Source organism: Kaistia geumhonensis, assembly GCF_030815145.1.
Lineage (GTDB): Bacteria > Pseudomonadota > Alphaproteobacteria > Rhizobiales > Kaistiaceae > Kaistia > Kaistia geumhonensis.
In genome coordinates, this window is record NZ_JAUSWJ010000001.1 from 3601924 (window position 1) to 3620992 (window position 19069).

The window sequence follows — 19069 nt, forward strand, 5'->3', positions numbered from 1 at the left end:
ATGAGCACCGCTGCCGACAGCCAGCCGGAAGGCATGCCCTCCGAGGACGCCTATGCGCTGGTTTCGCGCGAGGCCGCCGAGGTCGAGGCGCCCGTCATCGACTTCCGTCCGCCGATGCCGAAGGACCGGTCGATCCCCATCGGCCTCGTCGGGGCCGGCGGCATCAGCTTCGCCCATCTCGACGCCTACAGGCGGCACGGGCTCAACGTGGTCGCGATCGCCGACCGCCATCTCGACCGGGCGAAGGCCCGGCGCGACCAGCATTTCCCGGAGGCGCTGGCGACCGACGACATCGCCGCCGTGATCGCGGATCCGTCGATCCGCGTCCTCGACCTGACGCCGCATCCCGAAAGCAGGGCGCCGCTCATCCGCGATGCGCTCGAGGCGGGCAAGCATGTACTGTCGCAGAAGCCCTTCGTGCATGATCTTGCGCTCGGCGAGCAGCTCGCCGATCTCGCCGATGCCAGGGGGCTCCACCTCGCGGTCAACCAGAACGGCCGCTGGTCACCGCATATGGCCTGGATGCGCGAGGCGGTGGCGCGCGGCCTCGTCGGCACGGTCACCTCGGTGCATGTCTCGATCCAGTGGGATCACAGCTGGGTCGCCGGCACGCCCTTCGACGCGATGGACGACCTGATCCTTGAGGATTTCGGCATCCACTGGTTCGATTTCCTCGTCAGCGTGATCGGCCCGGGAGCGCGATCCGTCTATGCGATCGCCGGCCGGGCCGAGGGGCAGTCGGCGCGCGCGCCGCTGCTCGGCTCGGCGCTCGTCGCCTTCGACGGCGGCCAGGCCTCGCTGGTCTTCGACGGCGCCACCCGCTTCGGCTCCGCCGACGGCACGGTGATCACCGGCACGGCCGGCACGCTGCGCAGCGAGGGGCCCGATCTCGGTCGCCAGACCGTGACCCTCCACACCGAGGCGGGGGTGGCGCGGCCGGCGCTGGAGGGAACCTGGTTCAACGACGGCTTCGCCGGCACCATGGGTGCGCTGCTCGTGGCCATCGAGACGGGGCAGCCGCCGATCCACGCCGCCAGGGCCAATCTCGCCTCGTTGAGGCTCGGCCACGCGGCGATCGAGAGCGTCCGGCGCGGCCAGCCCGTCCGCCTTTAAAACGATTTCTGCCGGCGGTCTTGCGCTGCGCCGGCGCGGCCTTAGCTTTGAGAAAAAGCGCGGCTGCGCCCTGCGGCCGGACCGCGCCCCTCAGCCGCCGCGGCGACGGGGTGGATTGGCAGAGAGTGAGATGAACCTTCCGAACGCGTTGAAATCCATCGTCGGCATTCATGCCTTCATTCCCGAGGACGGCTTCACCGCCGAAACGCTCGGCACGGAGCGCGCCGGCAGCGGCGTCGTGATCGGCGAGGGGCTGGTCCTCACCATCGGCTATCTGATCACGGAGGCGGATCGGCTGTGGCTTCGGACCTCCGACGGGCGCGTCGTGCAGGGCCATGCGCTGGCCTATGACCAGGAGACGGGGTTCGGGCTCGTCCAGTCGCTCGGGCGGCTCGACCTGCCGGCACTCGATCTCGGCCGTGCCAGCGAGATCCGGCTCGGCGATCCCGTCGTTCTGGCCGGGGGCGAGGCCGGACAGTATGTCCGCGCCAGCGTCGTCGCCAAGCAGGAATTCGCCGGATACTGGGAATATCTGCTCGACGAGGCGCTGTTCACATCGCCGCCGCACCCCGTCTGGGGCGGCGCCGGTCTCCTCTCGGAGGATGGTCGGCTGATCGGCATCGGCTCGCTGCTCGTGCAGCAGATGACGGAGGAGGGCGAGACGCGCGACGCCAACATGATCGTGCCGATCGACCTCTTGCCGCCGATCCTCGACGATCTTCTCGCCTATGGCCAGGTCAGGCGGCCGGCACGGCCCTGGCTCGGCATGTTCTCGGCCGACAGCGAGGATGGCATCGCCGTGGTCAGCCTCTCCGATGGCGGCCCGGCCGCGCTCGCCGGCATCCGGCCGGGAGACCAGATCGAGGCCGTGGGCGGCCAGGCGGTCGGCACGCTCGCGCAGTTCTACCGTACGCTCTGGAGTCTTGGTCCCGCCGGCACCGAGATCGCCCTCGATATCCGCCGCGACGGCCGGGAGCGGACGATCCGTGTCACCTCCGCCGATCGCGCCGACTTCCTCAAGAAGCCGCGCCTTCACTGAAGGGGGGCCTCCCGAACCTTCGCGCTATCGGCCAAATTCTCACAGTCTGTCAGGAAGAGCCACCCCATCGGCCTCGGCCGCCGAATAACAGGGTTCGGCGGGGCTTTTGAAGTCTGGCTAATATTGACGGCCGAGTTGAGCCTGCCCTAGATGACTCGACCAGTGTGTGCCTCGTGGGGGGGAAGAATGGCCGATTCGGGCGCTTATCGCGTCAATGAGCCGAAGGTGGTCAGCGAGACGCTGGACGGCGAAACGATCGCCATCGATCTCGAAAGCGGCAGTTATTTCAGCATGAACCCTGCGGCTTCGGTCGTCTGGAATCTCATCCTCGCTGGATACCCGTCCGCCGCCTTTGCGGGGGTCGTCGCTGCCCATTTCGACGTTGCCGCCGAGGACGCCGCGTCCGATATCGCGACATTCGTCGAGACCCTCGTCCGTGACCGTCTCGTCATCGCCGCCGAGCCGACCGCCGCGGCCGAGACGCCGCCCGCCGGGGTAGAGGCGCGGCTTCCCTATGCATCGCCGTCCGTCGAGCGTTTCGACGACATGCAGGAACTGCTGCTCGCCGACCCGATCCATGACGTGACGCTCGCCGGCTGGCCCCACCTGCCACCGTCCTGAGCCTTCGGCCGAGGAGCGCGCCCTGATCTCCGTCATCGTCCCGGTCTTCAACGGCGCCGGCTTCGTCGCGGAGGCTATCGGGTCGATCCTGGCGCAGCCCGGCAGCCATGATCCGGAGATCATCGTCGTCGACGATTGCAGCACCGACGAGACGGTCGCCGTGGTCGGGCGCTTCGGCGATCGGGTGCGCCTCGTCCGCCGCGATCGCAACGCCGGCGTCGCCGTTGCGCGCAACGACGGGCTGGCGACGGCACGCGGCGATCTCATCGGCTTTCTCGATGCCGACGACCTGTGGACCGTGCGCCATCTCGAGGCCCTGCTCGGGCGCCTCGATGACGGATCCGCCGACTGCGCGCGGGGCTTCACCCGCACCGTCGCCCTCGCCGATCCCGAAGGTGCGGGCTCGGTGGCCTATCAGCCGATCCTTCTTGGAGCCGGTCTCTACAGACGGTCCCTCTTCGAGCGCATCGGCTGGTTCGACCCGAAGCTGAGGCTCGGCGAGGATTTCGATTTCGCGGCACGGATGATCGAGGCCGGCGCCGTCGTCGCGCAGACCGAGGACGTGGTGCTCGTCTACCGGCGCCACGCGAACTCGGTCGCCGCCGAAGGCGGTGCGATCGTTCGTGGGCATCTGGCGTGCGTTCGGAATCGTCTGCGCCGGGGAACAGCGGCTTGAGCCTCATCGCGCACAGCGAAAAGACAGCGGGACTGCGGCGACGATTTCTCGAGAGGGTCGTCGGCCCTGCGCTGGCGCTCGCCTCCGCGCGCTCGCCGACCGTCGCCCAGACGTTTCGCGTCGCCGGCTGCGTGATCCGGGTCGAATATGCGGGGCGCGCTCTGGCCGAACGCCTCGGGCGGGCCTTCAGCCACGCGGCGCTATCGGGCGACGCGACACCCGACCTCGTCATCCATGCCTGGGATTCGGCGTCGAACGCCCTTCCGCCCCCGGCGCACAGTCTCCCCGTCCAGGATGCGGCCGACCTCGTCGAGGGGGGCGAGGAGAGCGGGCTGCTGGCCGGATTCGTCAGCAAGGAGGAGACGCTAAACCTCATCGATCTCGAACGCGGCCACGCCTATTTCTGGCTGCCCTCGCTCGACGCGATGCCCGGCTGGGTTCCGGCCGCGCCGTTCCGGCGCATTCTGCAATGGTTCCTCGCAACGCGGAACGTGCATCTCGTTCATGGCGCCGCCATCGGCCGGCCGGCCGGCGCGTTGCTCGTGACGGCACGGGGCGGATCGGGCAAGTCGAGCACGGCGCTCGCCGCGGCCGCGCACGGGCTCAGCTATCTCGGCGACGATTATGTTGCGATCAGCGAGGGAACCCCGCCCGAACTCCACTGCCTCTACAATTCGGCCAAGCTGACGGATGCCAGTCTCGCCCGCCAGTCATTCTATCGCGCATTCGTCCGCGAGCGCGATGTCGGGGACCGGTTGAAATCGGTGCTGTTCATGGCGGAGGCCATGCCCGAGGTGATCATCCCGGCGGCTCCCCTGATCGGGATCGCGGTGCCGGTCATCGACCACGCCGGGCGGACCCGTTTCGAGAGGCTGGACGCCAGGGGCGCTTTCCTCGCCCTCGCGCCGAGTTCGATGCTGCATGTGTCGCTCCAGGGCGGACCGCAGCTGATGCGCGCGCTGCGCCATCTCGTCGGGACGGCCCCCTGCTACCGGCTGATGCTCGGCCGCGAGCCGGCCGAGATCGCGGATGCGATCGCCGCCTTTGTCGACGGGAGGGGGGCGTGACCGATCTGGCGGTGCTGCGGCGCCTCCTTCCCTATTTCTCGGGCCAGCCGCTGCGGGCCGCCGCCGCGATCCTGCTCATCATCGTCCAGGCGGCGGCCATGCTGCCGATCGCGGGGCTCGTCCAGCATGTGTTCGACCGCACGCTCGGCGGAGGCGACACGGGAGGCCTCGTCCTGACGCTCGGGGCGGTCCTCGGCCTCTTCACGCTGAACGCGCTGGCGACGGTCGCCACCCGGCATGTCGCGCTCGGCATCATCAAGCCGGGTATCCGGCGCATGCGATCCGATGCGGCACGCAATCTGCTCGCCCGCGAGCCGTCCTTCTTCGCCACCGCCGATATCGACCGGCTTCAGACCGCGATGGTGCGCAACAGCGAGCGCGTCGACTGGCTCGTGACGGCGCTGTTCACCCAGGTCGTCCCGGGTCTGATGGTCTCGGCCGTGCTGCTCGGCGTCCTCCTCGCGATCAATCCGCTGCTCTTCCTCGCCACGGCGGTGCCGATGGCTGCCGGCTATGTCTTCACGCAGATCTTCCGCGGCCATATGCGCCGGCAGGTCGCGCTGTTCCATGGGGATTACGACCACTACGGCAAGGTCGTGGCCTTCCTGCTGCGCTTCAGCGAGTTGATCCGCATGCATGGCGCCGAGCCCGCCGCGCTCGATCGGATGGACGGCGCCGCCGAGGCGATGCGCCGTTCCGGCCAGCGTCTGGCCTGGATGGGCACCGCGCACACCGTGCTTCAGAACTACGTGCTGTCGTTCGGCGCCGTGGTGGTGCTTCTCATCGGCGGCTTGCAGGTGATCGCCGGCCAGATCAGCATCGGCGGGCTCCTCTCGTTCTATATCTGCCTCAACATCCTGACCGGCCAGGCGCGCTCGGTGATCGGAACGCTGCCGGTCGTCAGCGAGGGCGTCGCCTGCGCCGAGGCGATGGCACCCCATCTCGTGCCGCCGCCCCCTGCCGCCGAGGGAGTGCCGTTCGAGGGTCTCCGCGACGGGATCGAGCTGACCGGCGCCAGCATCGCCATGGGCGGAGCGACCCTGATCGAGGGCGGCGCGCTCAGGCTCGGCAAGGGCGAGATCGTCGGCCTCTTCGGTGCGTCCGGTTCCGGCAAGACGACGCTGCTTTCGACACTGCTCAGCGTGCATCCGCTTCGCGGGGGCAGGCTGACGGTCGACGGCCGAGCCATCGAGAGCCTCGACCTTGGCAGCTATCGGCGCCGCGTCGGCGTCCTGTCGCAGACGATGCTGCTCTTTCCCGGCACGATCCGCGACAATCTCGTCTTCGGCCTCGAGGGCGTGACGGACGCGGCGCTCGACGAGGCGTGCCGGCAAGCGTTCGTGAACGATCTCGTCGCTTCCCTGCCGGACGGCTACGACACGGTCATCGGCGAGCGCGGGATGCGTCTGTCGGGTGGGCAGGCGCAGCGCATCGCGCTCGCCCGCGCCTTCCTGCGCGCGCCCGATATCCTGCTGCTGGACGAGCCCGACAATCATCTCGACGACAGGATGATCGCCGACATCCTTTCCGGCATTCGCGCGCGCGGCACCACGACACTCCTGGTCAGTCACAATCGCGGCCTCATCGGCCTCATCGACCGCGCCTATGAGGTGAGATCCGGGAGCGTGATGGAAATCGAGACTGGACTCGCCTCCGCCGCAGCCGCGGGCCAGAGGCCGCTCGTGAGCGTCGTCATGCCGGCCTTCAATGCCGAGCGCTACATCGTGGAGGCCATCGCGAGCGTCCTTGGCCAGAGCTATCCGCGCATCGAACTCATCGTCGTCAATGACGGCTCGACGGACCGAACTGGCGAGATCGCGCGCGGGTTCGGCGACCGGCTGACCGTCATCGACAGCCCGGCCAACGGCGGCAGCAGCGACGCACGCAATCGCGGGATCGCTGCGGCGGGGGGAGAGTTCATCGCCTTCATGGACGCCGACGACATCTGGACGAGCGACAAGATCGAACGGCAGATGGAGAGCTTCTCGCGCGAGCCGGAACTCGGCATCTCCTTCACGCATATGCAGTGCTTCATCAGCCCCGAGCTGCCGGACGCGGTGAAGGCGATGCGCGCATGCCCGGCCGAGCCGCAGGCCGGCATCGTCTGCGGGACGGCGCTCGCGCGCAAGAGCGTTGTGGAGGCGACCGGACCCTTCGACACCGGCCTCAAGGTCGGCGAATTCATCGACTGGTTCGCGCGCGCCAAGGCCGCCGGCTTCACCTGGCGGCTCGAGCCGGGCGTCCATCTCAGGCGTCGCATCCATGACACCAACAAGGGCGTCGTGGACCGTGCCAGCTACGCGGACTATGTGCGCGTCGTGCGCAATGCGCTGCGTCGCCGGGCCGAGCTCGAGGCGACGGCCGATGACTGATCTCTATCCCGAGAGCTTTCCCGATCCGGTCGAGGAGGCGTTCCTGCGTCTCGTCCTCGCGCCTGACAGCGCGTTCCGCGAGCGCTGGGAGTGCTGGAAGCGGGCGACCGTCTTCGACGACATTCCGTTCGCGGTGCTGCGGACGCTGCCGATGCTGCATCTGCGTCTGGCGGCGCTCGGCATCGAGGACGACGAACTCACGGGGCGCATCCGCGGCGTCTATCGCCAGGCCTGGTTCCGCAACCAGATGCTGCTCGACCGGACGGCGAAGATCGCCGTCGCGTTCAACGCGGCGGACATTCCGGTCATGCTGCTCAAGGGCGTCGCGATGATGACCGACGTCTTTCCCAGCGCCGGGGCCCGGATGACGGACGATGCCGACCTCATGGTGCATGAGCGCGACGTCCTGAAGGCCGTCGACCTGATGCGCGTGCAGGGTGGCAGGCGCCGGGCGCTCGCCCTTGCGGAGACCGACGATTTCGCCGAGGCGCATCTCGCCTTCAGCCATGCCGTCGCGTTCGAGCTTCCCGGCGGCGTGGCGCTCGACCTTCACTGGCAGCCCTACCACAACAGCGCGATCGACCACCCCGTGAGGCTGCTGATGCTGCGCGATCCCTCGCCGGCGCCCGATATCGCCTCCGGCATCTGGGCACGGGCGCGGCATGGACACCTCAAGGGCGTGCCCGTCCTGCTCCAGTCGCTCGAGGACATGCTGCTGCATACGATCGAGCATGGCGCCCGCGCCAATGCGCACCGGCCGTTCCGCTGGGTGCTCGACGCGTCGGCGATCATCGCGACGCCTGGCTTCGACTTCGATCGGTTCGCGGCCATCGCGGCCTCGACACCGTTCGCCATCCATGCGCGCGTCGCCTGCCGCTATCTGTCGGAGCGAATGGACATCGCCGTTCCGCCCGCCGCCATGGCCGCGCTCGACGCGGTCCCGGTCTCGAAGCCAGAGGTGCAGGACTATTACAGGACCGGCCGCATGGGGCGCCCGTCGCTGTTCGGGAAACTGCCGCTGATCTGGTACGCCTACTGGAAGACGCATCGCGGCGGCAGCCTGGCCGGCCGATTGAAGAACTTTCCCGGCTATCTCAGGCGGCAGTGGGAACTGCCGCCCGAACAGGGCCTCCTGGCCTTCGCGGTCGCGAAATATCGCCGCCGCCTGCCGCAATGCCTCCGACCGGCTGGACCGCGTCGGCGCTGATCGCGGGGGTGGGGGCCGCCTGGCGCGGCCCCGGATGTCTCAGCCTTCCTTGGCCATCGACTTCTTGAAGTGCGGCAGGTGCTTCTGCTGCGCCTCGAGCATCAGCTCGCGATACTGGCCATAGATGATGTCGGTGTCGTGCAGCGTGACGCCGGCAATGGTCGGCGAGGCGAAGACCGGCAGCTCGATGCCGCGGTCGGCCAGCTTCTGCGCGCTCTCGGCGAGCAGCTCGTGCATCATCATCATGGCGAGGACGGTCGAGGAACCCGCGACCGGGCGGCTCCAGCCCTTGATCGGAACGATGGCGTCCTCGATCGGTGCACCGGTGTCGATGACGATGTCCGCCGCATGCGGCAGCCGCTTGCCCGAGGAGTGCGAGGCCGGCTTGTCCATGTTCGACTTGGCGGTGATCGCGATCACCGTCAGTCCCCGCTTCTTGGCATAGAGCGCCGCCTCGATGCCCGAGGCGTTGCTGCCCGAATGGCCGAACACGACCAGCGTATCGCCGGGATTGAGCGGCTGATGGTCGAGGAACTTGTCGGCGTAATTCTCGGTCCGCTCCAGCCAGAGCAGCTCGCGCACGCCGCCGGCACCGAGGATGTTGTGCCACATCACGCGGGGATCGGTCAGCGGGTTGAAGCCGAGATAGGAGCCATAGCGCGGATAGGTCTCCTGCACCGGCAGCACCGAGTGGCCCGAGCCGTAGAGGTGCACGAGGCCGCGATTGGCGAGCGTCTCGGCCACGGCCGAGGATGCCTTGGCGAAGGCCTCGGCATTGGCCTCGGCGGCCTGTTCCGCGATCTTCACGAGGCGGCTGATATAGAGCGTGGACATGGGAAGCCCTTCTTCTTTCGGTGGGGTTGAGGGTCAGATGTGGAGGGTCGAGCGGATCTCGTAGCGATCGGCCCGCATGGTCGAGATGGCGTATTCGAACGGTCCGCCGCGGTCATAGGCGATGCGCTCCACCTCGAAGGCCGGTGTGCCGGCGGCCTGCTGGATGAGCTCGGCATCGGCCTCGGCGACGCGGCCGACGCGGTAGACTTCCTTCGCCTTCACGGGCGTGATGCCGCAGTTTTCCTTGAGCCAGGTGTAGAGCGACTGCACTTCGTGCGCGGCTTCGTAGAGACCGGGGACCCGCGCCTCGGGGAGGTGCGCGGTCTGGATGCCGATCGGCATGCCGTTGCCGAGGCGCAGGCGGCGCAGCTGGACGACCGTGTCTCCGGCCGCGATCTCAAGCGCGTCGGCCACCTCCTGGTCGGCGGCCAGCAGCCGCGCCTCGAGAAGCCGTGTGCCGGGCGAAAGCGCCAGCGTCTTCATCTCCTCGGTGAAGGAGGTGAGGCCGCGCACACCGGCCACCATGGTCGCGGCGCGCACGAAGGTGCCCCTGCCATGCTCGCGGCGCAGGAAGCCGGCCTCCTCGAGATTGCGCAGAGCGTGGCGCACAGTGATGCGCGAGATGCCGAGCAGTTCGCAGAGCCGGTCCTCGTTGGGGATCTGCATCCCCGCCGTCCATTCGCCGCGCTCGATGAGGCCGCGCAGCGCCGTTTCGGCTTGGTGCCAGAGCGGTTCGGGACGGCGGCGATCGGGCTTTTCCAGAGTCACGATGTCAGTCATTCATGCTTCTCCAGTCGCTGCCCGCCGCGCCGGCGAAGGCCGCGCCGACAAGGCCGGCCGAGGATCCGAAATGGGCGGCCCGCAGCGGAACGCCGCGCAGATGCGGCGGCAGCTGCCGGTCGAGTGCCGCGGAGATCTTAGGTCCGAGCATGTCGAGCGCGCGGGCGACCCCGCCCGCCAAGATCACGACCGCCGGATCGAGCAGCCCGACGGCGCCGGCCAGCGCGGTGCCGAGCGCCGCGGCCGGCGCATCGAGGGCCGCGAGCGCACGGGCGTCGCCGCCGCGCGCCGCGGCGATCAGCTCTTCGCCGGCCTGAAGGCCGATCGATCGGGCTGCGGCATCGAGCGCCCGCCCGGAGGCGTGCCGTTCCAGCCAGCCGGAGACGTCCTCGCCCGGGTCTTCGAGGTCGGCGGCGGCCCAGCCGAAGGAGCAGGCCCCGCCGCCGGCCCCGGCGATGATGCGGCCGCCCGCCAGCACGGCCGAGCCGATGCCGGTGCCGATCGCGACGAGCAGCGCGTCGCCGGCGCCCAGCGCCGCGCCGGCCTTCGCCTCCGCGAGCAGGGCAAACTGCGCGTCGTTGCCGAGCCCGACCGTGACGGCAGGCAGCGCGACCGAAAGATCGAGACCGTCGAGCCACGGCAGGTTGGGCACCCAGCGGCAGAGCGTGCCGCGCGCGAGCCCCGGTACGCCGAGGCCGAGCCGATCGGCCTGCGTTTCCGCCAGAAGTCGCTCGACAAGGGCGAGGAAGGTCGCCCGGTCGCGCGGCGCGGGACCGGTCTCCAGCGTCGCGACCAGCGAGGGATCGGACGTGAAGGCCGTGGCCGCGCGATAATGCGTGCCGCCGAGGTCGATGGCGAGGATCCGGCTCATCGCTGCGCACCGCTCCCGACCGGCGGCATGAAGAGGCCGGCACCGGCATTCCAGGAATGCGACATGGTCATGAAGGCCTGCGCATAGGTGCTCCCGCGAAGGCAGCCTCTGAGGCGATAGAGCGAGGCGTAATAGTCCATGTAGGGAAAGGAGCTCAGCCCGCGCGCCAGCTCGTACTTCTCGGCGGCCGCGCGCCAGGGGGCGAAGCCCGGCGTGACGTCGACCAGATGCTGCGGCTCGAAGCCCTCGTCGTCCTCCCAGTTCTCGCCGAACAGGAGCAGGCCGGGACTATGGGCGGGCAGGGCGCGTTCGAGCGTCGGCAGCGCGGCGTAGAAAACGCCGTTTTTGGTGAGCTCGCAGGCGGCGCGATGGTCCTTGTGCCAGCTCCCCTTCCAGTGCGTGACGACCACCTCGGGCCGCAGCTCGCGGATCACGTCGCAGACCCTGAGCGCCGTCGCCTCGTCGTCGGGGAGGAAGGCGTCCGGCAGATCGAGCCCCCGCCAGCGGGCGCCGAGCAGCGCCGCGGCTTCGCCCGCCTCGCCCCGCTTCTGCTCGGCGTAGAGCGCCGGCGCGAGGCAGCGGTGCCCCTGCTCGCCCATGGTGAGGTGGAGGAACGTGACCTCCGCGCCGCCGGCCGCGGCGACGAAGGCCATCGGCCCGGCAATGACCTCGGCATCGAAGGCATGGGCGCCGACCACGAGGATGCGCCGTGCGGCATAGATCTGCGTCTCGATCACTTCACGGCTCCCTGAATGCCTGCGCCCTCGCGGATCTGCCGCGCCAGAACCAGATACATCGCCGTGACGGGTGCGAGCGAGATCGCCAGCGAGGCGAACACCATTCCCCAGTCGGTCCGGAACTGGCCGACGAAATTGGTGATGGCGAGCGGCACCGTCTTCAGATCGTTGTCGAAGATCAGGATCAGCGGGAAGAAGAAGTCGTTCCACACCGCGATGGTGGTGAAGATCGCGACGATGGCGACGGCTGGCGCGACGATCGGCACGATGATGCTGAAGAGGATGCGCAGTTCGCCGGCGCCGTCGATGCGCGCCGCCTCCTCGAGTTCGCGCGGCAGGACGCGCATGAAATTCGCGAAGATGAAGACGGCGAACGGGATGCGGATCGACGCATAGACGAGCATCAGCCCGAACAGCGAATCGAGAAGGCCGAGCGCGCGCATCAGCGTGAAGAGCTCGACCGATGCGAGTCGGATCGGCAGCATGATGCCGGCGAGGAACAGCGCCAGCATGGAAGTGCCCCAGCCGAGCTGGAAGCGGCTGAGCGGATAGGCCGCCATCGCGGAGACGACCAGTGTGATGATCACCGCGCCCGCGGTGACGATGAAGCTGTTGACGAGGTTGCGGCCGAGATTGGCGCGCTCCCATGCGCTAACGAAATTGTCGAGCGTGAACCGCGCCGGCAGGCCGAGCGGATCCGCATAGATTTCCTGCGTCGTCTTGAGGCAGGAGACCACCAGCACATAGAGCGGCAGCATCACGATCGCCGTCCAGAGCAGCAGCACCAGCCAGCGCGGCAGGGTGGCGAAGAAGCGGGACATCGTCATGGGCGCACGCTCAGCCGGTCGAAGCCGCGCAGCATCAGGACGGAGCCGACCGACAGCAGCAGGAAGAGCAGCGTGCCGAGGGCGAGTGCGAGGCCGATATCGGTGATGCCCACGGAGCCCTCGGCGCCGAAGGCGAGGCGATAGAACCAGGTGACCAGCGTGTCGGTGGAATAGTTCGGATTCCCCTGAACGCCCTGCATGACATAGACGATGTCGAACTGGTTGAAGGTGTTGATGAAGGAGAGCGTCGTCACCGACGAGATCGAGGGCACGAGCAAGGGCAGCGCGATCGTGAACAGCATGCGGCCATAGCCGGCGCCATCGAGGCGCGCCGCCTCGAAGACCTCGTAGGAAATCTGCCGGAGCCCGGCGGTGAAGATGAGGACGGGCAGGCCCATCCAGTTCCACGCGTCGATGGCGATGAGCATCCACAGCGCCCATTGCGAGTCGCCGAGCACCGTCAGCCGGCCCTCGTGCAGGCCGAGCGTGTTGAGCCCCCATTCGACGGCGCCGTTCGGCGCGAGCAGCAGGCGCCAGAGCGCGCCGACGATGACCGGGCTCAGCATGGCCGGGAAGAAGAAGACGGACTGGAAAAACGCTGCGCCCTTGCGGCTCCAGAACAGCAGATAGGCGAAGAACAGGCCGATGCCGTTCTGCAGCACCATGATGCCGACGAACCACAGCACATTGTGGCCGAGCGCGCCGAACATGCGGTCCGAATTCGGGAATTCGAACAGGCGAACGAAGTTGCCGAGGCCGATGAAGCCCATCTGGCGCAGGCCGCGCCACTGGAACAGGCTGCCCCAGAGCGAGGTCAGCAGCGGATAGAGGACGAACAGTCCGTAGAGCGCCAGCGCCGGCAGGACGAAGGCGAGTGCCAGCGCGTGCCGCGACATCGGAGCCTTGTCTGAATATCGGCCGGAACCGGTCATGTTCGGCGCCTTCGGGGATGCGGCGGGGGATGAGAAGGGTAGGGGCGGGCGGACCCGCCCCTTGTCGTCTTTTCAGGCCGATCAGGGCTTCGGCTTGAACCAGGTGTCGACCGCGGTCTGCACGTCCGAAGCGAGCTTCTCCGGGGTGATCTTGCCTTCGACCATGTCGATCACCTCGGCCTGGATGACGGACGAGGCGGTCGGCGCCTGCCAGCGGAAGCCGACCAGCGACAGGTAGGGCGTGGTGTTCGCCTGCATCGCGATCATCTCCTCGAGGACGGGATCGTTCGAGGTGACGTTCGGACGGGCCGCCGGCCAGCCGAGTTCATCGGCGAAGCGCTGGGCGAATTCGGGCGAAGCCATCCAGTTGAGGACCTTGGTCGCGGCGTCCTTGTTCTGGCTTTCCGCGACGAGGCCGTAGGAGCCGTCCGAGAAGGCGGCGACCAGCGGCTTGTCGGTCGCCTCGTCGCCCGGGAACGGGAAGACGGAGAACTTCAGGTCCGGATTCTGCGCCTTGAAGCTGCCGTTCTCCCACGAACCGCCGAAGAACATCGCGGCCTTGCCGTTGATGAACTGCTGGGTCGAGGTCGTGTAGTCGACGCCGGCGAAGCCCTCCGAGTAATAGGGCTTCAGATCGGCGAAGCGCTTCAGGGTCGCGATGTAGCGCGGATCCTCGAAATTCGCCTTGCCGCTCATCATCTCGTTGTAGAAGCCGGCGCCGTAGATGGTCGGGCCGATCATGCCGACGCCGATCTCGAGCGCCCAGGCGGAGCCCTGCGCACCGCCGCTGGCGATCGGCGTGACGCCGGCGGCCTTCAGCTTCTCGGCGGCGGCCACGAACTCGGCATAGGTCTTCGGAACCGCGATGCCGTTCGCGGCGAAGATGTCGGTGTTGTAGAAGACGCCGAGCACCGGCACCGAATAGGGCACGCCGTAGAACTTGCCGTCGGAGACCGCGGTCGCGCCGCCGGTCGCCGTCGCCGGCATCTCGGCCAGCGCCGGGACGCGGTCGTTCAGCGGCTCTAGATAGCCGCCTTCGACCAGCGGCTGAAGCTCGCCATAGGCCTTGAGCTGGGCGATGTCCGGGCCCTTGCCGCCGCGCAGCGCCGTCGACAGGCGGTTCTGGTAGTCGGCGTCGGGCGTGAACTGCAGGTTGATCTTGATATCCGGATTGGCGGCTTCGAACGTATCGAAGATGCGGTTCATCGCCGCCTCGTCCTCGGTCCGCCAGCTCCAGATCGTTACCGTCTCTTCGGCGAAGGCGGCTCCCGCCGCTGAAACGCCGACGAGGATCGCCGCGCCGAAGGCGACCAGGCTGCGTGCTCGCACCATCATTGTACTCCCTGCGGATATGAGGCCGGTCCCTTTCCGGCCACCTATTCCAAACAGACCCTGCCCAGGGTGTAAATAGGTTATAACGTCATATCGTAATAATGTGACCGGCGAGGTCATCCCTTGACGCCCGAGGCGACGACGCTGTCGACGAAGAAGCGCTGAAGGAAGATGAAGAGGACCACCGGCGGCAGGACGGCGAGCGTGCTGCCGGCCATCACGAGCCCGGTGTTCATGGCGCCGCGGTTGTAGGAAAGCAGCCGCGAGAGCGAGATCACGATCGGATAGGCGTCGGTGTTGCCCTGCAGGACCGTGAGCGGCCAGAGATAGCTGTTCCAGTGATAGACGAAGGCGAACAGCGTCAGCGCGGCGATAGCCGGCAGGACGGAGGGCGCGACGATCTGGAAGACGATCCGAAGCTCCGAGGCGCCGTCGATGCGCGCCGCCTCGATGAGATCGTCCGGCACGCCGCGGATGAACTGGCGCATCAGGAAGATGCCGAAGGCGTTGGCGAGGTTCGGCACCACGACGCCGGCGAGCGAGGCGTTGAGGCCGAGATAGCCGACGATCCGGTAGAGCGGGATCAGCGTCACGATCGGCGGCAGGAACATGGTGGCGATCAGCACCGCGAACAGCTTGTCGCGATGGCGGAAGCGGTATTTCGCGAAGCCGTAGCCGGCCATCAGGCTGGTGACGATGATTGCCGCCGTCGTCAGCGTCGCGATCAGCGCCGAGTTCACGATCGAGCGGCCGAGATTGATGACGCCGGCGACCTGGCCATAGGCATCGAGGCTCGGCGAGGCCGGCAGCCAGACCGGCGGCACCTGCATCGTCTCCTGCGGCGTCTTCAGGCTCGTCAGCAGCATCCAGGCGAGCGGGAAGGCGGCGGCGACGGCGATTGCGACGATGAGAAGCGTCAGCGCGGCTTTTCCGGGCGTCCAGGATCGCGACATGCGGGGGAGGGCGTGTGCGGTGCTCATGCCGTGCGCGCCTCCCGGGCCTTGGCGAAGGCGAAGAGGGCGCCGACGGCGACGGCGAGCGAGATCATCAGCGTGACCGCCATGGCCGAGCCGAGACCGCCCTGCGCGCGTTCGATGCCGACGCGGCGGATGTGATAGGTGAGGACATTGGTGGAATTGACCGGTCCGCCCTGCGTGATGAGCGCGACGGGCTCGAACACCTGCACCGCGTTGATCACCGCGATCACGGCCGAGAAGAGCAGGGTATTGCCGAGCAGAGGCAGCGTTACGAACAGGAAGCGCTGAAGGGCATTGGCGCCGTCGATCCGCGCCGCCTCGTGCAGCGATCCGGGGATCTGCGTCAGGCCGGCGACGACGAGCACCGTGAAATAGCCGACCTGCTGCCAGACATTGAGCAGGACGATCGAGAAGAGCGCCGTCTTCGGCGAGGAAAGCCAGGTCTGGGGCGGGATGCCGATCCAGCCGATGATCTGGTTGATCGGGCCTTCGGTCGGCGAATAGAGCTTCGAGAAGACGAGCGCCACCGCGATCATCGGGACCATGTAGCTCGAGAAGAGCACCGTGCGCAGCAGGATGCCGCCCGGCGCCAGCTTCTGGTGCACGAGCAGGCCGAACAGCACCGAGAGCGGCAGGATCAGGACCACCGAGCCGAGGGTGTAGAGCGCGGTATTGAGGAGCGCCGCCTTGAAGTCGCGGCCGACCGAGCTCTGCGAGAAGATGTCGAAGAAATTGGCAAGGCCGACATAGCGGGCCGTCTCGAAACCGGTCTGCGTCGACCAGGCGGTGAAGGCGAGCAGGATGGTGAGCACCATCGGCGCCAGCACGAAGACCGCGATCAGCCCCGTCGCCGGCGCGAGCATGGTGATGGTCGATCGAAGGGACTGGCTGTGCATGAAGATCGCTTGTTGCGGAAGGTCGCCGGGCGCTGGAGGATGGTCATGGCCGGGCCGCGCCCGGCCATGACGAAGCGTGGGGACGTCGCCGTCCCTGGACGGACGGCTACTGCGCGGCGCGGCCGAGGATCTCGACGGCGTCGGACTGCGCGGTCTTCTGCGCGTCGGCTGCGCTGAGCTGGCCGAACTGCACGGCCTCCAGCGTCTTCTGCAGCGCTTCCGAGAATTCCTGGCCGCCGAGGACGACCGGGAACGGCTTCGCGTCGGCGAGCGTCTCGGTATAGCCCTTCAGGAACGGGTCGGAGGCGAGGCGGTCGGCGAAGGCGGCGCCGTCGGAGGTGCGCGAGGGAAGGATGCCCATCGACATCAGGATGTCCCCCATCGCCGAGGCGCCGTTCGGGCCCGAGGTCGGGCCGTTCAGCCAGGCGAGGAAGTCCCAGGCCGCCTTCTGCTCCTCGGCCGAAGCCTTGGCGTTGACGACGGTCATCCAGGAATAGGAGATCGAGCGCGCCTTGTCGCCCGAGGGGCCGACCGGGATCGGCGCGGTGGCGATGTCGGCGAACTTGTCGCCCATGCCGGCCTTGAGCGCCGATTCCCACCAGTTCGCCATGATGATCATGCCGGTCTTGCCGGAGACGAAGCTGTCGAGGAACGGACCGGTCGTGTTGGCGTCGGCCGTCGCCATGGCCGGGTCGCTCCAGCCCGACTTGATGAGCTTCTCGTAGAGGGCGAACGTCTCGGCCGCCTGCTTCGAGTCGAGCGCCGGCTTGCCGTCCACGACCAGCTCGCCGCCGTTGGACACGAGCAGCGAGGCGAAGGGATGCAGCACGCCCGCCGCCCAGGAATTGATCATGCCGAAGCCCTGCTGGCCCTTCGACTTGTCGGTCAGCTTCTCGGCCGCGACGAGGAACTCGTCCCAGGTCTTGGGGGCCTCGGTGATGCCGGCCGCCTCGAACATCTTCTTGTTGTAGTTGAGCGCGTAGACGTCGATCTCGTTCGGGATGCCGTAGAGCGTGCCCTTGATCGAGGCGGCGCCGATGACGCCGGCCGGCCAGTTGGCCTTGGTTTCGGTGGCGATCGCCTCCGGAACCGGCGCGACGAGCCCGTCCTTCACGAGATCCGGCAGCCAGGCGTCGTAGATGCCGGCGATGGTGGCGCCGCCCGAGCCGCCGCCCGACGAGCGCAGCGTGGTCAGGAGATCGCCGAACGGCACGGCCCGTACCGTGATGGTCGTGTCGGGGTGATCCTTGGCATAGGTGGCAGCCGCGGCCTCGAGCTTCGCGACCGTCTCGGGCGACCAGTGGGTAAGGAAGGAAACGTCCACCGCATGGGCAAGGACGCTGCCCGAAAGCAGGAGGACCGCGGTGCCGGCGGCACGCGCGATGGTCCGGAACATCTGCATGTTGAATTCTCCCTGCGCGATCCGGCTTGGCGCCGGCTGACACTGAGAGTTATGACGTTATAACGACTTCGGCGCAAGAGGCTTGCGAGGGCGTTGCCACCGTCGGCGCGGGGTATCACGGGGCAAGGTGGCGCCTGCCACGGGCATGCCGGGAGCGGCTTCCGCGCGCCTTGTCATGCAGCCGATCTGGCAGCGAGGGAATGGAGGGGCGCCCCCCCCTCGCGAGGGATGCAGCGACGCGACCAGCCGGCGCGGCCGGTTGGTCGCGTCGCGCGGCGGTCGGGGCCGCCGAAAGCTGTGCGAAGCCCGGGCCGGCGCGTCCGCCAGGGCTGCGCCGGCCGATCTTCAGGGTCCGGCCGAGGGCCGGACCTCGGTCACGGCAGGATGTAGCCGGCTGCCGTGAAGAGGCGGTACCAGTCGTGGCGCGAGAGCTCGACATCGGCGCCCGCCGCCGCTTCCTTGACGCGCTCGGGGCGCGTGGTGCCGAGCACCACCTGCATCTTCGCCGGATGGCGGGTGATCCAGGCGAGTGCGATGCCGGTCGGCGTGACCTTGTGCGTCTCGGCAAGCTCGTCGAGCACCGTGTTCAGCTCCGGATAGGCCTCGCGGTCACCGATGAAGGAGCCGTCGAAGAAGCCCTTCTGGAACGGCGACCAGGCCTGGAGCGTGATGCCGTGCAGCCTACAATAGTCGAGGATGCCGTTGTCGCGGTCGATGGACTGGTCGAGACCCTTCATGTTGGTCGCGACGCCGGCGGCGATCAGCGGAGCATGGGTGATCGAAAGCTGCACCTGGTTGAACAGCAGCGGCTGCTTCACCGCCGATTTCAGCAGCGCGATCTGGCCCGGCGTCTGGTTGGAGACGCCGAAATGGCGGACCTTGCCGGCGCTTTCCAGCGTGTCGAAGGCGCTCGCGACCTCGTCCGGCTCGACCAGCGCGTCCGGGCGATGGAGGAGCAGCACGTCGATGTAGTCGCAGCGCAGCGCCGCCAGCGACTCGTCGACCGTCTTCAGGATGTGTTCCCTGGAGAAGTCGAAGGCGCCCTTGCGGATGCCGGCCTTGGTCTGGATGACGACGCGCTCGCGCTCGGACGGCGTGAAGCGCACCGCCTCGCCGAACTGCTCCTCGGCGCCATGCGGCCGGTCGCCATAGACATCGGCATGATCGAGGAAGTTGATGCCGGCGTCGCGCGCCGTATCGACGAGGGTGCGGATCGCCGCCGCATCCATGCTGGCGATGCGCATCAGGCCGAGAATGACGCTGGAGACCGGGAAATCGATCCCGGGAATGGTGTAGGTCTTCATGAAAGGGGCCTCGTGGTGGAGGGGAGCCACGGTCCGCGCTCGTCCGCGCGGCATGGAGCGGGCGCGACGGCGTGGCCGCGTC

General features: G+C 68.1%; 18 protein-coding genes. 7 read left to right on the top strand and 11 right to left on the bottom strand.

All coding sequences use genetic code 11. The annotated features are described in order from the left end of the window. The 7 genes from QO015_RS16990 (at window position 1) to QO015_RS17020 (ending at window position 8095) form a co-directional block, all read left to right on the top strand. A complete protein-coding gene (locus tag QO015_RS16990) occupies window positions 1-1113 on the top strand; it encodes a Gfo/Idh/MocA family protein (RefSeq protein ID WP_266282796.1) in 1113 nt (370 codons plus the stop codon). Between the two features lie 130 nt (window positions 1114-1243). Then, on the top strand, window positions 1244-2152 hold the full coding sequence (locus tag QO015_RS16995; RefSeq protein WP_266282794.1) for a S1C family serine protease: 909 nt from the start codon (window positions 1244-1246) through the stop codon (window positions 2150-2152). A gap of 186 nt (window positions 2153-2338) precedes the next feature. Further along, window positions 2339-2773: a PqqD family protein gene (locus QO015_RS17000; protein ID WP_266282792.1), complete on the top strand. Its 435-nt coding sequence runs from the start codon at window positions 2339-2341 to the stop codon at window positions 2771-2773. Between the two features lie 34 nt (window positions 2774-2807). Beyond that, window positions 2808-3449 carry a glycosyltransferase family 2 protein gene (locus QO015_RS17005; RefSeq protein WP_266283274.1) on the top strand — a complete coding sequence of 214 codons (642 nt, stop codon included), beginning with the start codon at window positions 2808-2810 and terminating at the stop codon, window positions 3447-3449. Next, complete coding sequence (locus tag QO015_RS17010; RefSeq protein WP_266282789.1) at window positions 3446-4516, top strand: phosphoenolpyruvate carboxykinase (ATP); 1071 nt, start codon at window positions 3446-3448, stop codon at window positions 4514-4516. The genes QO015_RS17005 and QO015_RS17010 overlap by 4 nt, the downstream gene beginning before the upstream one ends. Continuing rightward, a complete protein-coding gene (locus QO015_RS17015) occupies window positions 4513-6888 on the top strand; it encodes a glycosyltransferase (protein WP_266282787.1) in 2376 nt (791 codons plus the stop codon). The genes QO015_RS17010 and QO015_RS17015 overlap by 4 nt, the downstream gene beginning before the upstream one ends. Next, window positions 6881-8095, top strand: coding sequence for a nucleotidyltransferase family protein (locus QO015_RS17020; protein WP_266282785.1), 1215 nt, complete (start codon window positions 6881-6883; stop codon window positions 8093-8095). Before QO015_RS17015 ends, QO015_RS17020 begins: the two co-directional genes overlap by 8 nt. A 39-nt stretch (window positions 8096-8134) precedes the next feature. Here the strand turns inward: QO015_RS17020 and QO015_RS17025 are convergent, their stop codons facing one another. The 11 genes from QO015_RS17025 to QO015_RS17075 all read right to left on the bottom strand — a co-directional run bounded on the left by QO015_RS17025 (window position 8135) and on the right by QO015_RS17075 (window position 18987). After that, complete coding sequence (locus QO015_RS17025; RefSeq protein ID WP_266282784.1) at window positions 8135-8929, bottom strand: sugar isomerase domain-containing protein; 795 nt, start codon at window positions 8927-8929, stop codon at window positions 8135-8137. Window positions 8930-8962: 33 nt separating this feature from the next. Continuing rightward, a complete protein-coding gene (locus tag QO015_RS17030) occupies window positions 8963-9709 on the bottom strand; it encodes a GntR family transcriptional regulator (RefSeq protein WP_266282783.1) in 747 nt (248 codons plus the stop codon). Continuing rightward, window positions 9702-10580 carry an ROK family protein gene (locus QO015_RS17035; protein ID WP_266282782.1) on the bottom strand — a complete coding sequence of 293 codons (879 nt, stop codon included), beginning with the start codon at window positions 10578-10580 and terminating at the stop codon, window positions 9702-9704. Before QO015_RS17035 ends, QO015_RS17030 begins: the two co-directional genes overlap by 8 nt. After that, complete coding sequence (locus QO015_RS17040) at window positions 10577-11317, bottom strand: PIG-L deacetylase family protein (protein ID WP_266282781.1); 741 nt, start codon at window positions 11315-11317, stop codon at window positions 10577-10579. Before QO015_RS17040 ends, QO015_RS17035 begins: the two co-directional genes overlap by 4 nt. Then, entirely contained in the window at window positions 11314-12144 is an 831-nt protein-coding gene (locus QO015_RS17045) for a carbohydrate ABC transporter permease (RefSeq protein WP_266282780.1), read from the bottom strand. The genes QO015_RS17040 and QO015_RS17045 overlap by 4 nt, the downstream gene beginning before the upstream one ends. Continuing rightward, window positions 12141-13040 (bottom strand): carbohydrate ABC transporter permease, encoded by a 900-nt coding sequence (locus QO015_RS17050; protein WP_266282778.1) that lies wholly within the window; start codon window positions 13038-13040, stop codon window positions 12141-12143. Before QO015_RS17050 ends, QO015_RS17045 begins: the two co-directional genes overlap by 4 nt. A 117-nt stretch (window positions 13041-13157) precedes the next feature. Beyond that, entirely contained in the window at window positions 13158-14411 is a 1254-nt protein-coding gene (locus QO015_RS17055) for an extracellular solute-binding protein (RefSeq protein ID WP_266282777.1), read from the bottom strand. Between the two features lie 113 nt (window positions 14412-14524). Further along, the gene (locus tag QO015_RS17060) at window positions 14525-15388 is read right to left on the bottom strand and encodes a carbohydrate ABC transporter permease (protein WP_370877427.1); all 864 of its coding nucleotides are present in this window, start codon (window positions 15386-15388) and stop codon (window positions 14525-14527) included. Further along, window positions 15385-16281 (bottom strand): carbohydrate ABC transporter permease, encoded by an 897-nt coding sequence (locus QO015_RS17065; RefSeq protein ID WP_266282776.1) that lies wholly within the window; start codon window positions 16279-16281, stop codon window positions 15385-15387. The genes QO015_RS17060 and QO015_RS17065 overlap by 4 nt, the downstream gene beginning before the upstream one ends. Window positions 16282-16387: 106 nt before the next feature. After that, window positions 16388-17683 carry an ABC transporter substrate-binding protein gene (locus QO015_RS17070; RefSeq protein WP_266282775.1) on the bottom strand — a complete coding sequence of 432 codons (1296 nt, stop codon included), beginning with the start codon at window positions 17681-17683 and terminating at the stop codon, window positions 16388-16390. A 374-nt stretch (window positions 17684-18057) separates the two neighbouring features. Beyond that, on the bottom strand, window positions 18058-18987 hold the full coding sequence (locus QO015_RS17075; protein ID WP_266282774.1) for an aldo/keto reductase: 930 nt from the start codon (window positions 18985-18987) through the stop codon (window positions 18058-18060). Window positions 18988-19069: the final 82 nt, after the last annotated feature.